This window comes from Acinetobacter radioresistens DSM 6976 = NBRC 102413 = CIP 103788 (assembly GCF_006757745.1).
GTDB lineage: Bacteria > Pseudomonadota > Gammaproteobacteria > Pseudomonadales > Moraxellaceae > Acinetobacter > Acinetobacter radioresistens.
On the sequence record NZ_AP019740.1, the window covers coordinates 2777995 to 2797649 of the forward strand.

15 protein-coding genes and 2 tRNA genes are annotated in these 19655 nt (G+C 44.0%); 7 read left to right on the forward strand and 10 right to left on the reverse strand.

Annotation, left to right across the window (positions count from 1 at the left end; all coding sequences use genetic code 11):
• Nucleotides 1-160 precede the first annotated feature (160 nt).
• Nucleotides 161-2707: a penicillin-binding protein PBP1a gene (gene ponA, locus ACRAD_RS13150; protein ID WP_005024203.1), complete on the forward strand. Its 2547-nt coding sequence runs from the start codon at nt 161-163 to the stop codon at nt 2705-2707.
• Between the two features lie 46 nt (nt 2708-2753).
• Here ponA and ACRAD_RS13155 read toward each other — a convergent pair whose 3' ends face one another.
• From ACRAD_RS13155 to ACRAD_RS13190, 8 genes are all read right to left on the reverse strand, one after another.
• Nucleotides 2754-3560, reverse strand: a complete 807-nt coding sequence (locus tag ACRAD_RS13155) for a putative RNA methyltransferase (RefSeq protein WP_005024201.1) — start codon at nt 3558-3560, stop codon at nt 2754-2756.
• A 66-nt stretch (nt 3561-3626) separates the two neighbouring features.
• On the reverse strand, nt 3627-4745 hold the full coding sequence (gene mraY, locus ACRAD_RS13160; RefSeq protein ID WP_005018035.1) for a phospho-N-acetylmuramoyl-pentapeptide-transferase: 1119 nt from the start codon (nt 4743-4745) through the stop codon (nt 3627-3629).
• On the reverse strand, nt 4745-6151 hold the full coding sequence (locus ACRAD_RS13165) for a UDP-N-acetylmuramoyl-tripeptide--D-alanyl-D-alanine ligase (protein ID WP_005024198.1): 1407 nt from the start codon (nt 6149-6151) through the stop codon (nt 4745-4747). Before ACRAD_RS13165 ends, mraY begins: the two co-directional genes overlap by 1 nt.
• Before the next feature lie 8 nt (nt 6152-6159).
• Nucleotides 6160-7659, reverse strand: coding sequence for a UDP-N-acetylmuramoyl-L-alanyl-D-glutamate--2,6-diaminopimelate ligase (locus tag ACRAD_RS13170; protein WP_005024197.1), 1500 nt, complete (start codon nt 7657-7659; stop codon nt 6160-6162).
• Between the two features lie 12 nt (nt 7660-7671).
• Complete coding sequence (gene ftsI, locus ACRAD_RS13175) at nt 7672-9495, reverse strand: penicillin-binding protein PBP3 (RefSeq protein ID WP_005024195.1); 1824 nt, start codon at nt 9493-9495, stop codon at nt 7672-7674.
• A gap of 10 nt (nt 9496-9505) precedes the next feature.
• Complete coding sequence (ftsL, locus tag ACRAD_RS13180; RefSeq protein WP_005018026.1) at nt 9506-9853, reverse strand: cell division protein FtsL; 348 nt, start codon at nt 9851-9853, stop codon at nt 9506-9508.
• Between the two features lie 11 nt (nt 9854-9864).
• Nucleotides 9865-10776, reverse strand: a complete 912-nt coding sequence (rsmH, locus tag ACRAD_RS13185; protein ID WP_005024193.1) for a 16S rRNA (cytosine(1402)-N(4))-methyltransferase RsmH — start codon at nt 10774-10776, stop codon at nt 9865-9867.
• Nucleotides 10777-10977: 201 nt separating this feature from the next.
• On the reverse strand, nt 10978-11994 hold the full coding sequence (locus ACRAD_RS13190) for a sulfate ABC transporter substrate-binding protein (protein WP_005024191.1): 1017 nt from the start codon (nt 11992-11994) through the stop codon (nt 10978-10980).
• Between the two features lie 454 nt (nt 11995-12448).
• On the opposite strand from ACRAD_RS13190, the gene ACRAD_RS13195 reads away from it, so the two are divergent.
• The 5 genes from ACRAD_RS13195 (at nt 12449) to ACRAD_RS13215 (ending at nt 15101) form a co-directional block, all read left to right on the forward strand.
• Nucleotides 12449-12790: a hypothetical protein gene (locus ACRAD_RS13195; protein ID WP_005024189.1), complete on the forward strand. Its 342-nt coding sequence runs from the start codon at nt 12449-12451 to the stop codon at nt 12788-12790.
• Between the two features lie 113 nt (nt 12791-12903).
• A complete protein-coding gene (gltX, locus tag ACRAD_RS13200) occupies nt 12904-14415 on the forward strand; it encodes a glutamate--tRNA ligase (protein ID WP_005024187.1) in 1512 nt (503 codons plus the stop codon).
• A gap of 56 nt (nt 14416-14471) precedes the next feature.
• Nucleotides 14472-14547 (forward strand) — tRNA-Ala (locus tag ACRAD_RS13205).
• A 33-nt stretch (nt 14548-14580) separates the two neighbouring features.
• Nucleotides 14581-14656: transfer RNA gene (locus ACRAD_RS13210), tRNA-Glu, on the forward strand.
• A 106-nt stretch (nt 14657-14762) separates the two neighbouring features.
• Complete coding sequence (locus tag ACRAD_RS13215) at nt 14763-15101, forward strand: zinc-ribbon domain-containing protein (RefSeq protein ID WP_005024185.1); 339 nt, start codon at nt 14763-14765, stop codon at nt 15099-15101.
• Between the two features lie 13 nt (nt 15102-15114).
• Here ACRAD_RS13215 and ACRAD_RS13220 read toward each other — a convergent pair whose 3' ends face one another.
• Nucleotides 15115-16041: a cation diffusion facilitator family transporter gene (locus ACRAD_RS13220; protein WP_005024183.1), complete on the reverse strand. Its 927-nt coding sequence runs from the start codon at nt 16039-16041 to the stop codon at nt 15115-15117.
• A gap of 232 nt (nt 16042-16273) precedes the next feature.
• Nucleotides 16274-17935 carry an energy-dependent translational throttle protein EttA gene (gene ettA / locus ACRAD_RS13225; protein ID WP_005018007.1) on the reverse strand — a complete coding sequence of 554 codons (1662 nt, stop codon included), beginning with the start codon at nt 17933-17935 and terminating at the stop codon, nt 16274-16276.
• A gap of 284 nt (nt 17936-18219) precedes the next feature.
• Between ettA and ACRAD_RS13230 the strand changes: the two genes are divergently transcribed.
• Nucleotides 18220-19497 carry an O-acetylhomoserine aminocarboxypropyltransferase/cysteine synthase family protein gene (locus tag ACRAD_RS13230; RefSeq protein WP_005024181.1) on the forward strand — a complete coding sequence of 426 codons (1278 nt, stop codon included), beginning with the start codon at nt 18220-18222 and terminating at the stop codon, nt 19495-19497.
• The last annotated feature ends 158 nt before the right edge of the window (nt 19498-19655 follow it).

Here is a 19655-nt window from a genome sequence, read left to right on the forward strand (position 1 = left end):
ATGCTTTCCTATTATTTTTTTATCCCCAAAAAAAATAACGAACTAATAGTCAGCGTATAATTTTGCACGGATACAATATCTCATCTAACAATCCGTTTATCTAACGGCTATACTGACCATCAATTAGTTTGCCATTAGCTCTTATTAAAACTTACTTGTTATGAAAAAGCTATCCAGTTCAGGCCGTGTTCACCCCTTTTTTTCTATTTTAATTATCATTCTAGTCTCAATACCAATGGGGTTTTATGGTATTTATCTTTATATTGCCCCTTCACTGCCTGAGATGAGTTCGCTCAAAAAAGCACCTTTACTTAAGCCGTTACAGGTCTATACTGCCGATAACGAGCTGGTGGCTGAGTACGGTGGAAAATTGTCTGTACCGGTTGAATATAAACAGATTCCGCCAGCCTTTATTCATGCTTTTCTTGCCGCAGAAGACTCCTCATTTTTTGAGCATAGTGGCATCAGCTTTAAAGGCTTGGGGCGTGCTGTTACAGAGAGTGTTACCGGATCTGACGTGCAGACTGGCGGTTCAACTATTACTATGCAGGTGGCCAAGAACTATTATTTAAGCCCGGAGCGCACCTTAAAACGTAAATTGACAGAGATTTTTCTGGCACGAAAAATCGAGCAAAACCTGAGTAAAGAAGAAATTCTGACCTTATATGTCAATAAGATTTTCTTGGGTAAAAATGCCTATGGTATCGCCGCAGCTGCCAAAATTTATTATAACAAAAGTCTGGATGAGCTAAGTCTGGCACAAATGGCAATGCTGGCCGGCCTGCCTAAAGCTCCATCAAAATATAATCCGGTTGCTAACCCTGAACGGGCATTGGAACGTCGCAACTGGATTCTGGGCCGTATGTTACAGCTTGGATATATCAGCCAGTCACAATATCAGGCTGCCGTGGCCGAGCCGATCAACTTGGACATGCCTGATCGTGGAATCAGTAACCGCTTTCCTTATGTAGGTGAGATGGTTCGCTCTGAACTGGTAGAACGCTTTGGTGATCTGGCCATCGATTCAGGCTATAAGGTGTACACCACCATTGACAGTAAACGTCAGGCCTATGCCGAACAGGCAGTCCAGAATGGTCTGGAAGATTATGACCGTCGCCATGGCTGGCGCGGTGCCGAGGCACATGATGAGCCTTTAAACAAATTTCGGGCATTTGCAAATACTTACCCTGCACAGGTAGTCAAGGTCAATTCCAACTCATTTGAAGCACTGATGCAGGATGGTTCTACAGTGACAGTACCATGGTCTGGCATGTCTTGGGCAAGGCCTTACCGCAATGCTAACAGTGTAGGGGGAGCGCCAAGTCGTGCCTCTCAGATTGTGAAAGTTAAAGATATTATCCGGTTGCGCCCGAATGAAAGTAAAACTTCATGGGCACTGGTCCAGTTACCAAAAGTACAGGGCCAGCTGATTGCAATTAATCCAAATAATGGAGCGATTGAAGCAGTTGTAGGGGGCTACAGTTTTTATCAGTCCAAGTTTAACCGGGCCTTACAAGGCTGGCGTCAACCTGGCTCCACAATTAAACCCTTTATCTATGCTCTGGCTTTAGAGCGTGGAATGACCCCCTATACGATGGTAAATGACAGTCCGATTACGATCGGTAAATGGACACCCAGAAACTCGGATGGTCGATATCTGGGAATGATTCCTTTACGCCGTGCACTCTATTTGTCACGTAATACGGTCTCTGTACGTTTACTACAAAATGTAGGAATTGAGCGTGCACGACAGTTACTTATGGACTTTGGTTTACGTGATGACCAGATTCCACGTAACTATACGATTGCTTTGGGAACACCGCAGGTTCTACCTGTACAGATGGCAACTGGCTATGCCACCTTTGCCAATGGGGGCTACCGAATCCAGCCTCACTTTATCAGTCGAATTGAAGATGCCTATGGCAAAGTGATTTTTGAGGCTGACCCGGAATATGCCTGTATTCCTTGCATTAATGCCAAAGATGATACTGAAGAAGACACTCCGCAGACGCCTGATGATGAAGTCATTGAAGTGACCAATCAGTCTTTAGATCAATCAAAAAATAATATTAGTGAGCAGAAAGAACCGGAATCAGATTATCGTCAGGCGCAGCGCATTTTAAAATCGAGCTCGGCTTATGATATGGCCAATATTCTTCGGGATGTGATCCAGCATGGTACAGGACGCGCTGCTTTAAAAATTGGCCGTGGTGATATTGGAGGCAAAACCGGTACTACAAATGATGCTAAAGATGCGTGGTTTGCGGGCTTTAACGGCAAACTAGTGACTGTGGCCTGGGTTGGCTTTGACCAGCCAACAACTTTGGGCCGTCGTGAATATGGCGGGGTAGCAGCTTTACCGATTTGGATTAACTTCATGGGTAATGCGCTCAAGGGTACTCCAGCATCCTGGGTACAGCTAGACAAAAATGCCAAAGCTCCCCGACTACAAGAAACAGCGGGCCAAGTAGAACCTAAGGTTGATCGTGCTTCCCCTCCTCTGGCACGTCCTTTATATCGTCCGGCTCCTCCTCCGGCTGCTGTCACTAATGACTTTGCCGATTTGCCCGGTGAAGAAATCCTGATTCCTTCACGCTCAGCTCCACCTCAAGTTAATACACCGGATCAACCTGCCCGAACACAGCAATCACGTACTGAACCTCAGCAACGTGATGCACTGGAGAATCTGATTCAAGAGGTCCAATGATTTAAATAAAGAAGCCACCATAAAGGTGGCTTCTTTATTCTTAAAGTCAGTCTTTTTTCTTGAACAGATAAATCTGAAAACTGCCTTGAGTCTCAAAATTTTCCAGTGCTTCTAATCTTTGGCGGCGCTCTGGTTTTGCCTTATAAGCATAAGGGGTCATGGCAACCAGATTTTTGAGTTGCGCCTGGTTGAGCAGTAGCCGGGTTTCAATCAGTGGCTGTTCAACCAGCTCAAAATGTTCTGCCAGCTGCTCAACAAACTTGGCCGGTTCATGAGCATTTACTTCTTCAAATAATACTTCACGCATACTGTAGAGATGCTCAGGCCCTGGCGTAACTACCATAAGATAAGCCCCTAGCTTTAAAACCCTCAAGATTTCCTGCTGGGGAATGGGACTAAACAAACTGGTACATAGATCTATTGAATGGTCAATTACAGGTAAAACTGCACCTGTACCAACCACCCAAGTTACCTGCTGATTGGTCTTTGCAGCAACCTGTACCGCATTTTTAGCGATATCAACTCCTACACATTGCAAGACTTCAGACTGCATGGCCTGTGTGTAGTATCCTTCACCACAACCAATGTCCAGCAGGTTTTCAATACGAAGACTGGAGATTATCTTGACCACTGCCTGCTGTAACGGTGCATAAAAACCATCAGCCAAGAATGCTCGTCTTGCCTGAACCGACTCAGGCGTATCGCCCGGATTTTTACTGTGTTTATGTTGTACCACATGCAGATTGACATACCCCTGTTTGGCTACATCATAACTGTGGTGATTTACGCAGCGCCATGTCCTGTCTACCAATTTGAGTTGTTCCCGACATACAGGACACATGAGCAGGTTCATTATTTTCTCCAGAATAAAAAAAGCCGGCAGTTATTAGCAAATGCCGGCTTTTATAAAAAGATTTGCTTAACGTAATTTTAAGGTCATTAGTCCCAAAACCACTAGCATAATTGTAATAATCCAGAAGCGGATTACTACTTGGGTTTCTTTCCAGCCCTGCTTTTCATAATGATGATGCAATGGTGCCATCAGAAAAACTCGTTTGTTACGCATACGTAGCGAGCCAATTTGCAGGAAGACGGAAATTGCTTCCATGACAAATACACCGCCCATAATTGCAAAAACAATCTCCTGACGAACCATGACCGCAATTGTACCGAGCATTGCTCCCAGTGCCAGAGCACCCACATCTCCCATAAACACCTGAGCAGGATGAGCGTTGTACCAGAGGAAAGCCAGACCGGCACCAATCATGGCCGAACAGATAACTACCAGTTCAGAAGAATATTTTACATAAGGAATATGCAGATAATCAGCAAAGCGTACATCACCTGCCAGATAGGCAAATACACCTAGTCCTGCAGCAACCAGTACAATAGGCATAATTGCCAAACCATCCAGACCATCAGTCAGATTAACCGCATTTGAAGCACCATTAATAACCAGATAGGTAAAGACAATAAAGGCGATACCGAATGGGATAACGGATAATGGAATCGTCAGATTTTTAAAAAATGGAATAAGCAGATCCAGCATGTTAGCTGTCTGTACGGCACTAGGTTGCTGGGTTGCAATATAATACAGTGCAATACCGGCACCTAAAGAGGCAATAGATGTCCAGAAGAATTTCTTGCGCGCAGGTAGTCCGGCATTATCTTTATAACGGATTTTGATCCAGTCATCTGCCCAGCCTACTGCACCAAAAATTACCATCACGCCCAGTACAATCCAGACATAAGGATTAGATAAATCTGCCCAGAGTAGTGTTGAAATACCAATCGATAATAGAATCAACACCCCACCCATAGTAGGTGTACCCATTTTTTTCGCATGATTTTCAGGAGCAAAAGAGCTGACTGCTTGACCATATTTAAGTGCCTGTAACTTGCGAATCATGACTGGTCCCAGAATGAGACCAATACTGAGGGCCGTCAGGACACTCAATAGAGAGCGAAATGTTAAATAACGAACCACCTGAAACGAACTATGATAGCCCGCAAGCTGTTCAAACAACCATAACAGCATTAAATTTTCTCCATCAAATCAGCCATCAACGTCTCCATATGGGTATAACGAGAACCTTTAAACAGGAAACTCATAGACTGTGGTTGATGTGTTTCGACCAGACTCATTAGAAAAGGAAGTGCTTGGGCCTGAGTCAGAAAGGCCTGCATTTTTTTCCCGTACTGGGTGCTACGGGCACCTTCAAGTGCAGCGGGTGCAAACTCGCCAACTGCTATTAAAAAATTGATATCCTGGCTCACCAGATCACGCCCCAGACGGTAATGCTCAACAGCTGCAGCGTCACCCAGCTCGCCAATATCGCCAGTGACCATTACTTTGATACCGGATTGCTGTGCCAGAACCTCTCCGGCAGCCCGCATCGATGTAGGATTGGCATTATAAGTATCATCAATAAACAAATGCTGTTTATGGCTAATAAAATTTAATCGCCCTTTCGCCCCTTGTGCCAGCTCGAGACCGATAACTATATCGTCCAGAGAAATACCAATCGCAAGCGCGAAAGCTGTAGCTGCAGTTGCATTCTGTACATTATGTAAACCCGCAAAAGGTAAATTAACTTCACGCACACCCTGTGGTGTATGTAGCATGAATTGGGCAGACTGAGCCAATAGCGTCATTTCTGTTGCATATATATCGCCGCCTTCACCAAAACTCAGGACTTGCGTTGTCTGAACAGCATGACGGATAGCGTCAGTAAAATCATCAGCCGCCGGAATAACTGAGGTTCCATCTTTTGCTATATGAGCATAGATTTCCGATTTAGCCCGACAAATGCCTTCACGGCCTCCAAATTCACCTAAATGTGCAGTACCAACATTAATGATACCTGCCACCTGTGGCTGGACCAGCTGTGAAGTATAATCAATTTCACCCTGATGACTGGCGCCCAGTTCCATCACTGCATATTGATGTTCAGCTGTAAGCTCGAGCAACATCATAGGCACGCCCAAGTCGTTGTTCAGATTGCCTCGTGTGACCAAGGTAGGTGCAAGACGGGACAGAATACTGCCCAGCATTTCTTTAGTAGTCGTTTTACCACTACTCCCCGTCAGCGCAATTACTTTAAGCTGTGGATTCTGCTGACGACGATAGGCTCCAAGCCTTCCTAGTGCCTGCCGTGTATCTGTAACAACCAGCTGCATCATGTCAAGGTCAAGAGGACGCTCAACAATTGCAACCTGACAGCCCTTATCTAAAACTTGAGCCACAAAATTATGGGCATCGAAACGCTCACCTTTTAAGGCAAGAAAAGCATCTCCAGCTTCTGCCTGCCGTGAATCCGTCAGAATCCGCTTGATTGGCTGCTCAGGGCAACGTTCCTGATACCAGTAGCCTTGTGTTGCTTCCATTAATTGTTGGGCTGTCCAAGGCTCCAAAGACCCGGTACTTGTTGTAGAGGTATGCATAAGTTTTCCTAGTCAGCAGAATAGGCTTGAGATAAATTGCAGTGTTGGGCTTCAAGTGCGGACTGCACTTCGACCACGTCATCAAACCAGTGTCGGACGCCATCAATTTCCTGATAGTTTTCATGGCCCTTTCCGGCAATGACTACAATATCGCCAGCTTGTGCCTGTTGCACTGCATATTTGATTGCTTCACGCCGGTCGCGAATTTCCTGCACATGATGGTTACCAAAATCAACCCCATTCTTCATATCAGCAAAAATCTGTTCAGGACTTTCTGTTCGCGGGTTATCTGAGGTGAGAATCACCGGGTCAGCATCATTAAGAGCTGCCTGAGTCATCAACGGACGTTTGCCACGGTCGCGATCACCACCACAACCGAATATGGCCCAAAGCTGATTCTGGACATGGCGTTTCAAGGTAACCAGAACCTGTGTTAAAGCATCAGGTGTATGAGCATAATCCACTACAAATAAACGCTCTGCATCACGGATCACCTGCATGCGGCCTGGAGCTCCCTTGAGCTGAGGTACAGTTGCTAAAATATCACTCAGTTTAAAACCGGCCTGCTCTACTGCAATCAGACTAGCCACCAGGTTTTCAATATTAAATTGACCTAAAAGCGGGCTCTGTACCACATATTCACCTGTTGGGGCGATCAGCTTAAACTTCGCTCCTTTCAGACTGTAGTGAATATCAGATACGCGATAATCTGCTTCTGGATGTTGTAATGAGTAGGTCAAAATCTTTGGTCGGGCCGGATTGGCTTGTGCTGTTTCCAGCATCACTGGTGCATAATCATCATCCAGATTGATTACGGCACTACGCAGCGTAGCAAATTTGAACAGCAAAGCCTTGGCATCTGCATAAGCTGCCAAGGTTCCATGATAATCCAGATGGTCTCGACTCAGGTTACTATAAATAGCAATTTCAATCTCGCAGCCATTCAGACGGCCCTGCTCCAGGCCATGTGAGCTGGCTTCGAGAGCAACAAAATTCGCACCCTGAGAGGAAAAATCATGCAGGGCATTTTGTAGCTGTAACGCATCTAGTGTGGTATGTGTTGAAGCGACCAGATGCGGTAAAATACCATTACCAGTTGTTCCCATTACAGCACAGGGCTGCTTCTGGAAGCTGATCAGTTCTGCTATCAGCCGGGAAATAGTGGTTTTACCATTAGTCCCTGTGACAGCTAGAATTCGGGCAGAATTTACCGGCTGGGTAGCCTGTAAATACTGTTTTTGCCACCCACCCATCCATTGTCTAACCTGGGGACAAACCCATGCTGTGGTCACCCCGAGATCAGATTCGGAAATAATACCAAGAGCACCTTGGCTTAATGCATTTTCCGCAAAAATACGAGTTTTATCAGAATGACTTAAGCTATCTAAAGCAATAAAGATCTGTCCTGCCTGTACTTTACGGCTATCCAGACAAAAACCGCTAAATGGCTGATTCGCCCACTCTACGTTGGCGTTACCTGGATATATTTCATTAAATGTAATTGTCATGCATCACCTGATTTACGGTTCCTGTGGAACATCGAGCGGCTTATCTAATGGCACATTCATCAAACGGAGTGATTCCTGCATTACCCGGGCAAATACTGGCGCAGCCACCAGACCGCCATAATATTTTCCTTTCGGATTTTCTACGACCACAAAAATGGCCAGTCGTGGATCACTTACCGGTGCTACACCAGAAAACAGGGCGCGGTACTCATTACTCGAATAACCCTTACGGTCAGCTCGCAGTTTATGGGCCGTACCTGTTTTACCTGCAACACGGTAACCGGGAATATTAGCCTGACGTGCAGTTCCTCCAGGTAATGTTACCTGTTCCATCATCAGGAGTACCTGATCAGCGATTTTAGGTTCAAGAAGCTGCTCACCTTTAGGCGGTTCATCCAGCTTATAAAGGCTAAGAGGCATTTTTACACCATGATTTGCCAGCATGGCATACGCCTGTACCATTTGCAGTACAGTGGCATTAATACCGTAACCATAAGACATAGTGGCTACTTCTGAAACATTCCATTTACTTGGTGGTAAAATCAGGCCTGTACTCTCACCCGGGAACTTCACAGCTGAACGTTGTCCGAAACCAATTCGCTTAAAAAATGTCGGAAGAGTTGAATAGGGCAAAGATAAAGCCATCTTCGCCACACCAACGTTTGATGACTTGATAATTACACCAGTTACACTAAGCTGGCCATAACTATGCGTATCACGAATAGTATGGTTACCGACCCGCATTGAGCCTGAGCCTAAATTAATAATGGTATTTGGTGTATATTTACCACTTTCTAGCGCCGCAGCCACACTTAATGGCTTCATGGTAGAACCCGGTTCAAACATATCGATTGCACCGCGGTTTCGCATGGCATCTTTATTGGCCAGTCCATTTTTATCATTCGGGTTATAAGAGGGCCAACTGGTCATGGCCAGAATCTCACCGGTTTTAACATCTACTGCAATAGCGCTGGCCGAGCGGGCATTGTTGGCGATGCCTGCAGCTGTAAGTTCACGATAAAGAATATATTGCAAACGCGAGTCAATACTCAGTGTAATATTTTCACCCGGTTCAACTTCTTTAATAACCTCGGTTACCTTCAACCGGTTACCGCGTTTATCACGGATAACTTTCTGCTCACCATCGACACCAGCCAGCCGTTTGTTAAGCTGCATTTCCAGGCCTTCAATACCGGTCCCTTCACTATTGGTCAAACCAATAATCTGAGCATTTGGCTGTGGCTGCGGATAATAGCGTTTATAGTTTTTCTCGGCATATACCCCCTGAAAATCTCGCTTGACGATCAGGTCTGCCTGCTGTGGTGGTACTTCTTTTTTCAGAACCAGATAACGTGATCTTGGCCGCTCCTTTAATTTTCTTTTTAATTCGGTCCGATCGATACCGACTGCATCGGCCAACTCATCCAGATTAAGATTTTTATCAGGTAACTGACGCTTGAGTTTGCGGTTATTCGGATCTTTTTTTAACTCGGCTTTAATCTCGTCGTAGAGCTTTTTATTATCAAAATAATCACGCGGGTCAATTACAATTTTCATAATTGGCGTGCTGATCGCCAGAGGTACACCATGACGATCGCTGATGACTCCACGCATGGCTTTTAAAGACTCAGTTCTTAAAATATTGGCATTGGCCTTGTTTTGCAGAAAGTCCTTATTAATAATCTGTACATAAAATGCACGCGCAATCAATATGACAAAACACAGTAATACCACGCCCCACATTAAATAGAAGCGCCACATATCAAAGGCAAGAGTAGGTTTTTCCGAAATCGACTGCTGTTTTCTTCGTGTTTGCTTAATTCGCTTGTCTACCATACAGCATGCCTTATTTTTTTTGCTCAGAAGTCATAGGTAAGGAAATCACCACAGTTTGTGAAGCCGGCGGAGAATACATACGCAACTGGGTTACTGCCCGGGTTCCAATCTGGGCAGTGGCACCAAAAGTCTGTTGTTCAATCAGCAGGCGTCCCCATTCTGCGTTCAGGTCATCCCTTTCACGCATATAGGAACTCAGATCTCGGTAATCATGACGATATTGAAAAACCTGAAAAACCACCATGACCGCACTCATAAAAACCAGCAGTACCAGAACTGTGTAAACCACAATTTTCTTGAGAGCCGGTTTCTGCAAGAGAGGTTGTTCAGCTTTTTCTTCAACAACTTTTTTTTTCATTGTGCGCCTTACTATGCTAAGCGTTCTGCTACTCTTAACCAAGCACTACGTGAGCGTGGGTTTTCTTTAACTTCGGCATCACTGGCTTTAATACGTGAAATTTTCTTCAGACGGCGAGTGTCCTGCTGTATTTGCGGCATTCCCCAGCCTGAATCTTCGGCCAAACTTGATTCTTTTTGTATAAACTGTTTGATCAGACGGTCTTCCAGTGAATGGAAACTGATTACCGCCAGGCGTCCATATGGTTTAAGAATATCGACTGCCTGTGGTAGAAACAGCTCAATATCTTCTAATTCTTTATTGATGGCAATACGAATAGCCTGAAAGGTACGCGTAGCAGGATGCTTGTGTTTTTCCCATTTTGGATGGGCAGTTTTCACGAGTTCAGCCAGCTGGCCAGTGGTTGCAATGTAGCCTGCCTGTTTAATTGCGCGGGCTATGCGGCGACTGTAACGCTCTTCCCCATACTGATAAATAATATTGGCTAATGCCTCTTCTTCAATATTGACCAGCCACTCTGCTGCGGTTTGGCCTTGGGAATTATCCATACGCATATCTAAGGGTCCGTCTTGCATAAAGCTAAAACCGCGTTCAGCCTGGTCAAGTTGTGGCGATGAAACCCCTAAATCTGCCATGATCCCATCGACTTCAGTTATACCAATTTTTTCAAGCTCCTGTTTAAGGTCAGCAAAACTGGCATGAATAATTTTAAAGCGAGCGTCCTGCTGCTCGAGCTCGGCAGCAACAGCCAAAGCCTGAGGATCTTTATCGAAGGCATAAACCTGAGCATCTGTATTGAGCTGAGCCAGTAATTCACGGCTATGGCCACCTCGGCCGAAGGTTGCGTCTACATAAATTCCTGTATTGCGCTCTGCCAGTACGGCAGCAACAGTTTCATGGAGTAATACAGAAATATGCGACATAAGATCGGTTCAGACAGCTAAAAATTTAACTGCACATTATTACCCTGTTTTTATAAAGCTCCAAATGGCTTTTTGTAGGGAAATATTATTTTCTATAGAGAAAACCGTTTTGCCGATCTTTTTTAAAGCATCATTAAAAAGCCCTGACAGAATTATTCTGCTACAGGGCTTTTCCAGAGGAACTACTTGAACGACGAATGGTTAGCGACGATCATTATAAATCTGGTCAAATGTTGCCCCATTTACAAAATGGGTTTGCTGTGCCTTGCTCCATCCCCCGAATACTTCATCAATAGTGAAAGTTTTCAGCTTAGGAAATTGAGCAGCATATTTCGCCATAACTTTCTGGTTACGTGGCCGATAATAGTATTTTGCTGCCATTTCCTGGCCCAAAGGAGAATACAGATAATTAATATAGCCGGTAGCCAGCCATTTATTACCATTTTTTTTAACTGTCTTGTCAACAATTGCAACCGATGGTTCCGTTAAAATTGAAATTGATGGATAAACAATATCATATTTATCACGGCCTAAAGTTTTAAGCGTGACTAGAGCTTCATTTTCCCAGGTTAGCAGTACATCACCCATGCCACGTTCGGCGAATGTCGTCATAGAGGCACGTGCAGCAGAGTCCATCACCTTGACATTCTTATACATGCTTTTAACAAACACTCGTGCCTTAGCATCATTACCGCCCGGCTGTTTCAGCGCATAGCCCCAAGCCGACAGATAAATCCAGCGTGGCAAGCCGCCTGTTTTAGGGTTAGGTGTAATAATCTGCACACCCGGTCTGGTTAGATCTTTCCAGTCCTGAATTTTTTTCGGATTACCTTTACGTACCATAAAAACGATAGTTGAAGTATAGGGTGCAGAATTATAAGGAAATTCTTTTTGCCAGCCTGCTTTAATCTGGCCAGATTTTACGATCTCATTAATGTCATTTGCCAAGGCTAAAGTCACTACATCACCTTTTAAACCATCAACTACTGAGCGTGCCTGTTTACCTGAACCGCCATGTGACTGTTTAAATTCAACTGTTTGTCCAGTACGGCTTTTCCAGTAAGCACCATATGACTTATTGAACTCATCATAAAATTCACGTGTCGCATCATATGAGACATTCAAAAATTGACGGTCAGCAGCTTGTGTAACTGAACCACATAGTATTAAGGTGGCTAACATGCCACCTTTTAAACCCCATTGGAAATGCTTTCTCATTTACTTCTCTAGGTCACTTGATAAACAATTTGCAATATACTGAAAATTTTTATAAAACAACAACTCATTATACGGTTGAGTATTGCATTCCATTCAATTGATTAAGTTCTACAATTCCTGATTTTTATATAACGTTGTTTTAGGTACAGTTATCAGGTTTTCTCTAACTGAAACTGTCATCTTTTATTTAGCTTCTAGTACAGTCAAAAAATCCAAGTATCTTGGGCACTCTTAAGTCTCCTATTTTCTCTTCACCTCCTCTACACATTTATCTGTTAAAAATACACTTCCAATACAGCTTAGGGTTTATTGTAATTTTTTAACTAGAGTTAGTTTAAAATTTTGTAATGAATTGTGAGTCTATACTGTAACTGTTAAGACAAAGCTGTTTTAATTCATGCGATTTTCGGCAAACTTTATAAGAATTAGCCGATTTATAGGGGACTCTTCTTACATGAACATGAATTTATTTAAGATTTTTTACTTAAGTTTGAGTATGCTTACACTCAGCCAGATAGGGCATAGCGCAGTTATTGTACAAGGCAACAGTCTTAAAAATCAGGATTTATCTAAAATATCTGGTTCTACCCATGCTCCTGCTAAAACAGGCTCTCTTATCGAAAAAGCTTTAAACCAGCGCCAATCTGAGAAAACTACGCCTTCAGTTGAAAGATCTGAGCTGGATTTAAAAATGTTGACTTCTATGCGTGCTGCTCCTACCCAGAATTTTCTGGCGGCACAGAACCAGCGTTTTAGCCGTCTGGTACAGATTATTTTTCCACAGCAAACCTCTTAATTTTATAATTTTCATAGTCTTTTCTAGCCTGACCTGCCTGGGGTGAATTAACCCTTAAGCTGTCAGGCTTTTTCGTTATAATAGTCTTAATCTGTTATTGAAAATTAAGAGTTATGAACGTCCGCACCCGTATTGCTCCTTCTCCAACTGGCTTTCCCCATGTTGGTACTGCTTATATCGCCCTGTTCAATATGTGCTTTGCCAAGCAGCATGGAGGCGAATTTATATTGCGTATTGAAGATACCGATCAGCTGCGTTCAACCCCTGAATCAGAAAAAATGATTCTGGACTCATTAAAATGGCTGGGACTGAACTGGTCAGAAGGACCAGATATCGGTGGCCCACATGCACCATATCGCCAGTCCGAGCGTATGCATATCTATAAACAGTATGCATTAGAACTAGTTGAAAAAGGTCATGCTTTTTATTGCTTTGCAACTCCAGAAGAACTCGACCAGATGCGTGCCGAACAGCAGGCCCGTGGTGAAAGTCCACGCTATGACGGTCGGGGTCTGCAGCTCTCTCATGAAGAAGTTGAACGCCGTCTGGCAGCTGGTGAACCTCATGTTATTCGCATGAAAGTGCCTGCTGAAGGCGTATGCAAATTTAATGACATGCTGCGTGGTGAAGTTGAGATTCCTTGGGCTCAGGTAGACATGCAGATTCTGTTAAAAACTGACGGACTGCCTACTTATCATCTGGCCAATGTGGTTGATGACCATCTTATGCAAATTACGCATGTCATCCGTGGCGAAGAATGGATTCCATCGGCACCAAAACACCAGTTGCTGTACTCCTACTTTGGCTGGGATATGCCGACAATCTGTCATATGCCACTACTACGCAATCCGGATAAGTCCAAATTATCTAAACGGAAGAACCCAACATCAATCAATTATTACCGTGATATTGGTGTATTGCCAGAGGCCCTACTAAACTATCTGGGTCGTATGGGTTGGTCTATGCCAGATGAAAGTGAAAAGTTTACGCTGGCAGAAATGATCGAACACTTTGACATTAAACGTGTATCACTAGGCGGTCCGATTTTTGATGTTGAAAAGCTTAACTGGTTAAATGGTCAGTGGATTAAGGCATTGTCTCCTGCAGAATTGTTAAATACCCTGCTCAACTGGAAGGCAGACCGTAATAAACTTGAAGAGATTGCTGCAGCCATCCAGCCGCGAATTAACCTGCTTTCTGAGGCAGTAAACTGGGCGGGCTTTTACTTCAATCAGTTCCCGAATATTTCCAAAGAACAGTTTGAAAGTAAAAAACTGACTGAGGAGCAGGTTCGTCAAAGCCTGCAATTTGCCATCTGGCGGCTGGAAAGTCTATTTACCTGGAATAATGATACGGTCAGCCAGACTCTAATGGATCTGTCTAACCAAATGGGCATCAAGCTACGTGATTTCATGCCTGCTTTTTTTATTGCGATTGCCGGTTCAACCTCATCCACGCCTGTCATGCAATCTATGGTGATTTTAGGTCCCGACTTGACCTTTGCCCGTTTGCGTCGTGCACTAGAAATTGTAGGTGGTCCGAGCAAAAAAGAGTTAAAAGCCTGGGAAAAACTTAATGAAAGCCTGAAATTGCCGAAAAATGAAGCAGATGATCAAGGCGAGTAAATATTTGTGTTGACGTATGAGCGCAATGCCCCTAATATTGCGCTCACACAAACGCTGGGGTCATAGCTCAGTTGGTAGAGCGCTACAATGGCATTGTAGAGGTCAGCGGTTCGATCCCGCTTGACTCCACCAGAAGCTGTTCTACTTTGTGTAACTGCCTCATAAGTCCCTATCGTCTAGAGGCCTAGGACATCGCCCTTTCACGGCGGTAACCGGGGTTCGAATCCCCGTAGGGACGCCAAATTCTAAAAGCCACTGACCTATTCAGTGGCTTTTTTTATGCTTACACTTTCGGCTTACCTACACTATTCAGTAAAATAGACAGCAAAAGAGTTTAGGAGTTTTCCATGCAATATCGCTGCCCGCAATGCCAGAGTCCCAAGATCATACCAGTCAGTCAAGGAACCAATACCCCCCGTCCTGTGGTTCCCAAAAGTCTGGTGTTCCTGATTCCAGCTATTTTTATTTTATTACTACTGGTGGTAATCAGTATCGGCATGTGGATTTTTGGTGATGGTGCCGGCAGTACATTGCAAATGGCGACTGTAGCTGTATTTATTATCTGCCTTATAGCCGGATTCCTGTTCTGGCGCGATTTGCCAGACTTTAAACTGTCCATGCAGGCATTTATGCAATCCCAGAAACAATGGAAGTGTCGTGAATGTGGCCATGAGTGGCAGATCTAAACCCTAAAATAACTTAGTGACTGTGTTCATGATCATTCTGATGGTCATGAGCAAGTGTCTGACATGGGTCCTCCTCAATCTGTAACGTCACTTCGGTAATACCATGCTCATGGGTCAACATTTCGAGAGCATTTTGATAAAGTTGGTTCCGGTTTGCATGTGGTGCATACAAATGCACAGTTAGATGCACATTTTTAGAAGTAATAGCCCAGACTTTAAGCTGATGAATGCTCTCGACACTATCGAGTTCCAAGAGGTCATTACGCAGCTTTTCAATATCGATCTCTTCAGGTACGCCTTCAAGTAGAATATTGATACTCTGTTTCAGCAATATCCAGGTCCGTGGTAATACCCAGAAACCAATTAGCACTGCGATTAGGGTATCTACCCACATCCAGCCAGTAAAATAAATAATTAAGGCGCCAACAATAACACCAACTGAACCCAAGGCATCACTCAGAACCTCAAGATAAGCCCCTTTCACATTCAGACTATCTTTCGAACTTGAAAACAGAATGCGCATGGAAATCAGATTGATCACTAGACCAATAATTGCCACGGAGAGCATGCCAAGGCTCTGAATCTCGGGTGGCTGGCTAAAACGCTGGTAGGCTTCATATAAAATATAAATAGCCACCACAAACAACATACAGGCGTTGAAAAGTGCTGCCAGAATTTCAAAGCGTTGATAGCCAAAGGTACGCTTATTATCAGCGGGACGTTTAGCAATTTTAATGGCAACCAATGCAATAGCTAACGCTGCGGCATCGGTAAACATATGCGCGGCATCTGATAACAGAGCCAAACTTTGGGTTATAAAGCCCGCAACTATCTCAATAATTAAGAAGGTCGTAGTTAGTGCCAAAGCAAAACCAAGCTTTTTGGCATTACCTTCAGTGACGACTGCATGACTGTGATCGTGCCCATGATGCGCGCCCATTGACAGTCTCCTCGATTCTTAGTGGATTACTCTACAGTTCTTATCCTCTAAGGTAACAGTATGCTACTGGGATATCCAGTTCACTTCTGACAGTAAAACAATGTTTAATTTACTAATTTGAAAGCCATAGTAACTAATTGTTACTACAGACTTTTCTATTGGTATGGTCTGAGATGTCAAAATCCTATAAACAAAAAAACCAGCCCTCAGGCTGGTTTTTCAGTTGTGGCTATTATCCACTGATTTTTTTATATTTGGCGCGTTTGGTTACAGCTGCATCGCCTAGGCGTGACTGACGATATGCTTCATATTCAGCATAGTTACCCGTGTAAAATTCAGGCTGCTCATTTTCAAACGACAAAATATGCGTTGCAATACGGTCCAGGAACCAGCGGTCATGCGATACCACCATAACTGTACCCGGAAAGACCAAAATTGCATCTTCAAGTGCACGCAAAGTTTCAATATCAAGATCGTTTGAAGGTTCATCAAGCAGGATTACATTAGCACCCTGCTGTAAGATTTTTGCCAGCTGCAAGCGGTTTCGCTCACCACCAGAAAGTTCACCTACACGTTTCTGCTGGTCTTGGCCTTTAAAGTTAAAACGGCCAATATAAGCGCGAGACGCAATTTCGTAATCACCTACTTTCAAGATGTCCAGACCGCCAGAAACCTCTTCCCATACGGTTTTGTTGTTATCCAAGGTGTCACGAATCTGGCCAACATAGGCCACTTTAACTGAATCACCCAGAGTAACTGTTCCGGTATCTGGCTGCTGTTCCCCAGTCATCATACGGAATAGTGTGGTTTTACCCGCACCGTTTGGACCAACAATACCAACAATTGCTGTTGGTGGTACAGAAAAGGTCAGGTTTTCATAAAGCAGACGTCCATCAAAGGATTTACTGATGCCTTCAACTTCTACTACCTTATTACCTAAACGCGGACCAGGTGGAATATAAATTTCAGAAGTTTCATTGCGCTGCTGGAATTCTTTAGAGTTTAACTCTTCAAAACGCTCCATACGAGCCTTGTTCTTTTTCTGCTGGCCTTTGGCATTTGAACGAACCCATTCGAGTTCTTTTTTCAAGGCTTTAGCAAAAGACTCTTCCTGTTTCTGTTCCTGTTCTAGACGGGCATTTTTCTGTTCCAGCCAAGACGTATAATTGCCCTGGTAAGGAATACCATGTCCGCGGTCAAGCTCCAGAATCCACTCAGCAACGTTATCAAGGAAATAACGGTCGTGCGTAATAGCAACAATGGTACCAGGAAAGTCTTTTAGGAAACGTTCTAACCAAGACACAGATTCTGCATCCAAGTGGTTAGTCGGTTCGTCAAGAAGAAGCATGTCCGGTTTAGATAGAAGCAGACGGCAAAGTGCAACACGGCGGCGTTCACCCCCTGAAAGTAGAGTCACGTCAGCATCCCAAGCCGGCAAGTTTAATGCAGCAGCAGCCTGTTCCATCTGGTTATTCAGATTATGTGCATCCCAAGTCTGGATGATGGCTTCAAGTTTCTCTTGTTCTTTTGCAAGTGCATCAAAGTCAGCATCTTCTGCTGCATATTCTGCAAACACTTCATCCAGGCGGGCTAATGCATCTAACGGTTCACGCAGACCATCTTCAACATTTCCACGTACATCTTTGTTCGGATCCAGAGGTGGTTCCTGTTCCAGATAGCCGATTTTAATACCTGGTTGCGCACGTGCTTCCCCAGAGAAATCTTTATCTACGCCCGCCATGATACGGAGCAGAGTTGATTTACCTGCACCGTTAAGACCGAGCACACCAATTTTTGCACCCGGAAAAAATGACAAAGAGATGTCTTTCAGGATTTCACGCTTAGGCGGAACCATCTTCGACACACGGTTCATCGTGTAAATATATTGGGCCACGCAGGACTCCTCAATTGAAAATCAGAATATCGCAAACTGCGAAAAAATAACCAGCGTATTATACGATGAATACCATGAAAACATAAGGCGTACTCTGGGTATTCTGCGGGTTATCTCATAGCCTTTTGTGACTAAAAATTAAACTCACACCAAGATTTTGAGTTTGCTTAAACTCATCACTATACTTATGAAATAAATAGATATAGACAAAGAATAGGAAAGCTTTATTTCATATTAAAAAATGCTAGACTCGATTAGGTTTTAACCCACATCGAAGAAATAATATGACATATAAAGATGAAACTTTGGCAATTCATGCCGGTTATAGTCCTGAAGCGACGACGAAAGCCGTAGCGGTACCTATTTACCAGACCACGTCCTACTCTTTCGATAATACTCAACATGGGGCCGACCTGTTCGATTTAAAAGTCCAAGGCAATATTTATACCCGTATTATGAACCCTACAACAGCGGTTCTTGAACAGCGTATCGCAGCTCTAGAGGGTGGAATAGGTGCACTGGCACTTGCTTCGGGTATGGCGGCAATTACCTATGCGATTCAGACTATTGCCGAAGCAGGCGATAATATTGCTTCTGTTTCCACCCTATATGGTGGTACATATAATCTGTTTGCCCATACATTGCCCAAACAGGGAATTGAAGTGCGCTTCTTCGATTATCAGAATCCAGAAGCATTACACTCTCTGATTGATGATAAAACTAAACTGGTATTTGTCGAGTCAATTGGTAATCCGCTTGGCAATATCATTGATCTGGAAGCCATCAGTAAAATTGCCCATGAATATGGTATACCGGTGGTAGTTGACAATACGGTAGCGACACCGGTTTTGCTCAAGCCTTTTGAATTTGGTGCTGATATTGTGGTGCACTCGCTAACCAAATATATTGGAGGTCACGGTAACAGTATTGGTGGTGCGATTGTCGATAGCGGTAAATTCCCTTGGGGTAAATATCCGGACCGTTTTAAAGTGTTAAATACGCCCGACCCAAGTTATCATGGGGTTAACTATGTCGAGGCGCTTGGTGAAGCTGCTTATATTGCCCGTGCACGTGTTGTGCCTTTACGTAATACTGGCGCCGCCATTAGCCCGATGAATGTTTTCATGATTCTGCAAGGACTGGAAACTTTAAGCCTGCGCATGGAGCGCCATACCGAAAATGCTCTAAAAATTGCCGAGTATTTGAAAGCTCATCCAAAAGTCAAATGGGTAAATTATGCAGGCCTGACAGACCATCCACAGCATGCGCTGGCACAAAAATATGTTCAGGGTAAACCTTCGGCTATCTTATCCTTTGGGGTACAGGATGGACTTGCTGGCGGTACCCGTTTTATTGATGCACTGCAGCTCTTCACCCGCCTGGTCAATATTGGCGATGCGAAAAGTTTGGCTTGTCATCCGGCAACCACTACCCATCGTCAGCTCAATGAACAGGAGTTGAAATCTGCAGGGGTTAGCGAGGATATGGTGCGTTTATCTATCGGGATTGAACATGCTGATGACCTGATTGCCGATCTAGAACAGGCACTTGCCGCAGTTTAAGTTATACACAAGCAGGGTCACTATACATGACCCTGTTTATATTCTCTCAAATACCAGTCAGTCTGACTAAAAAGCTTGAACTCGAATGCTTCTGATAATTAGCCCTACCTGATAGCTTTATTTTAATCCGGTATATGCTTTTACTTTTCATTTATGAA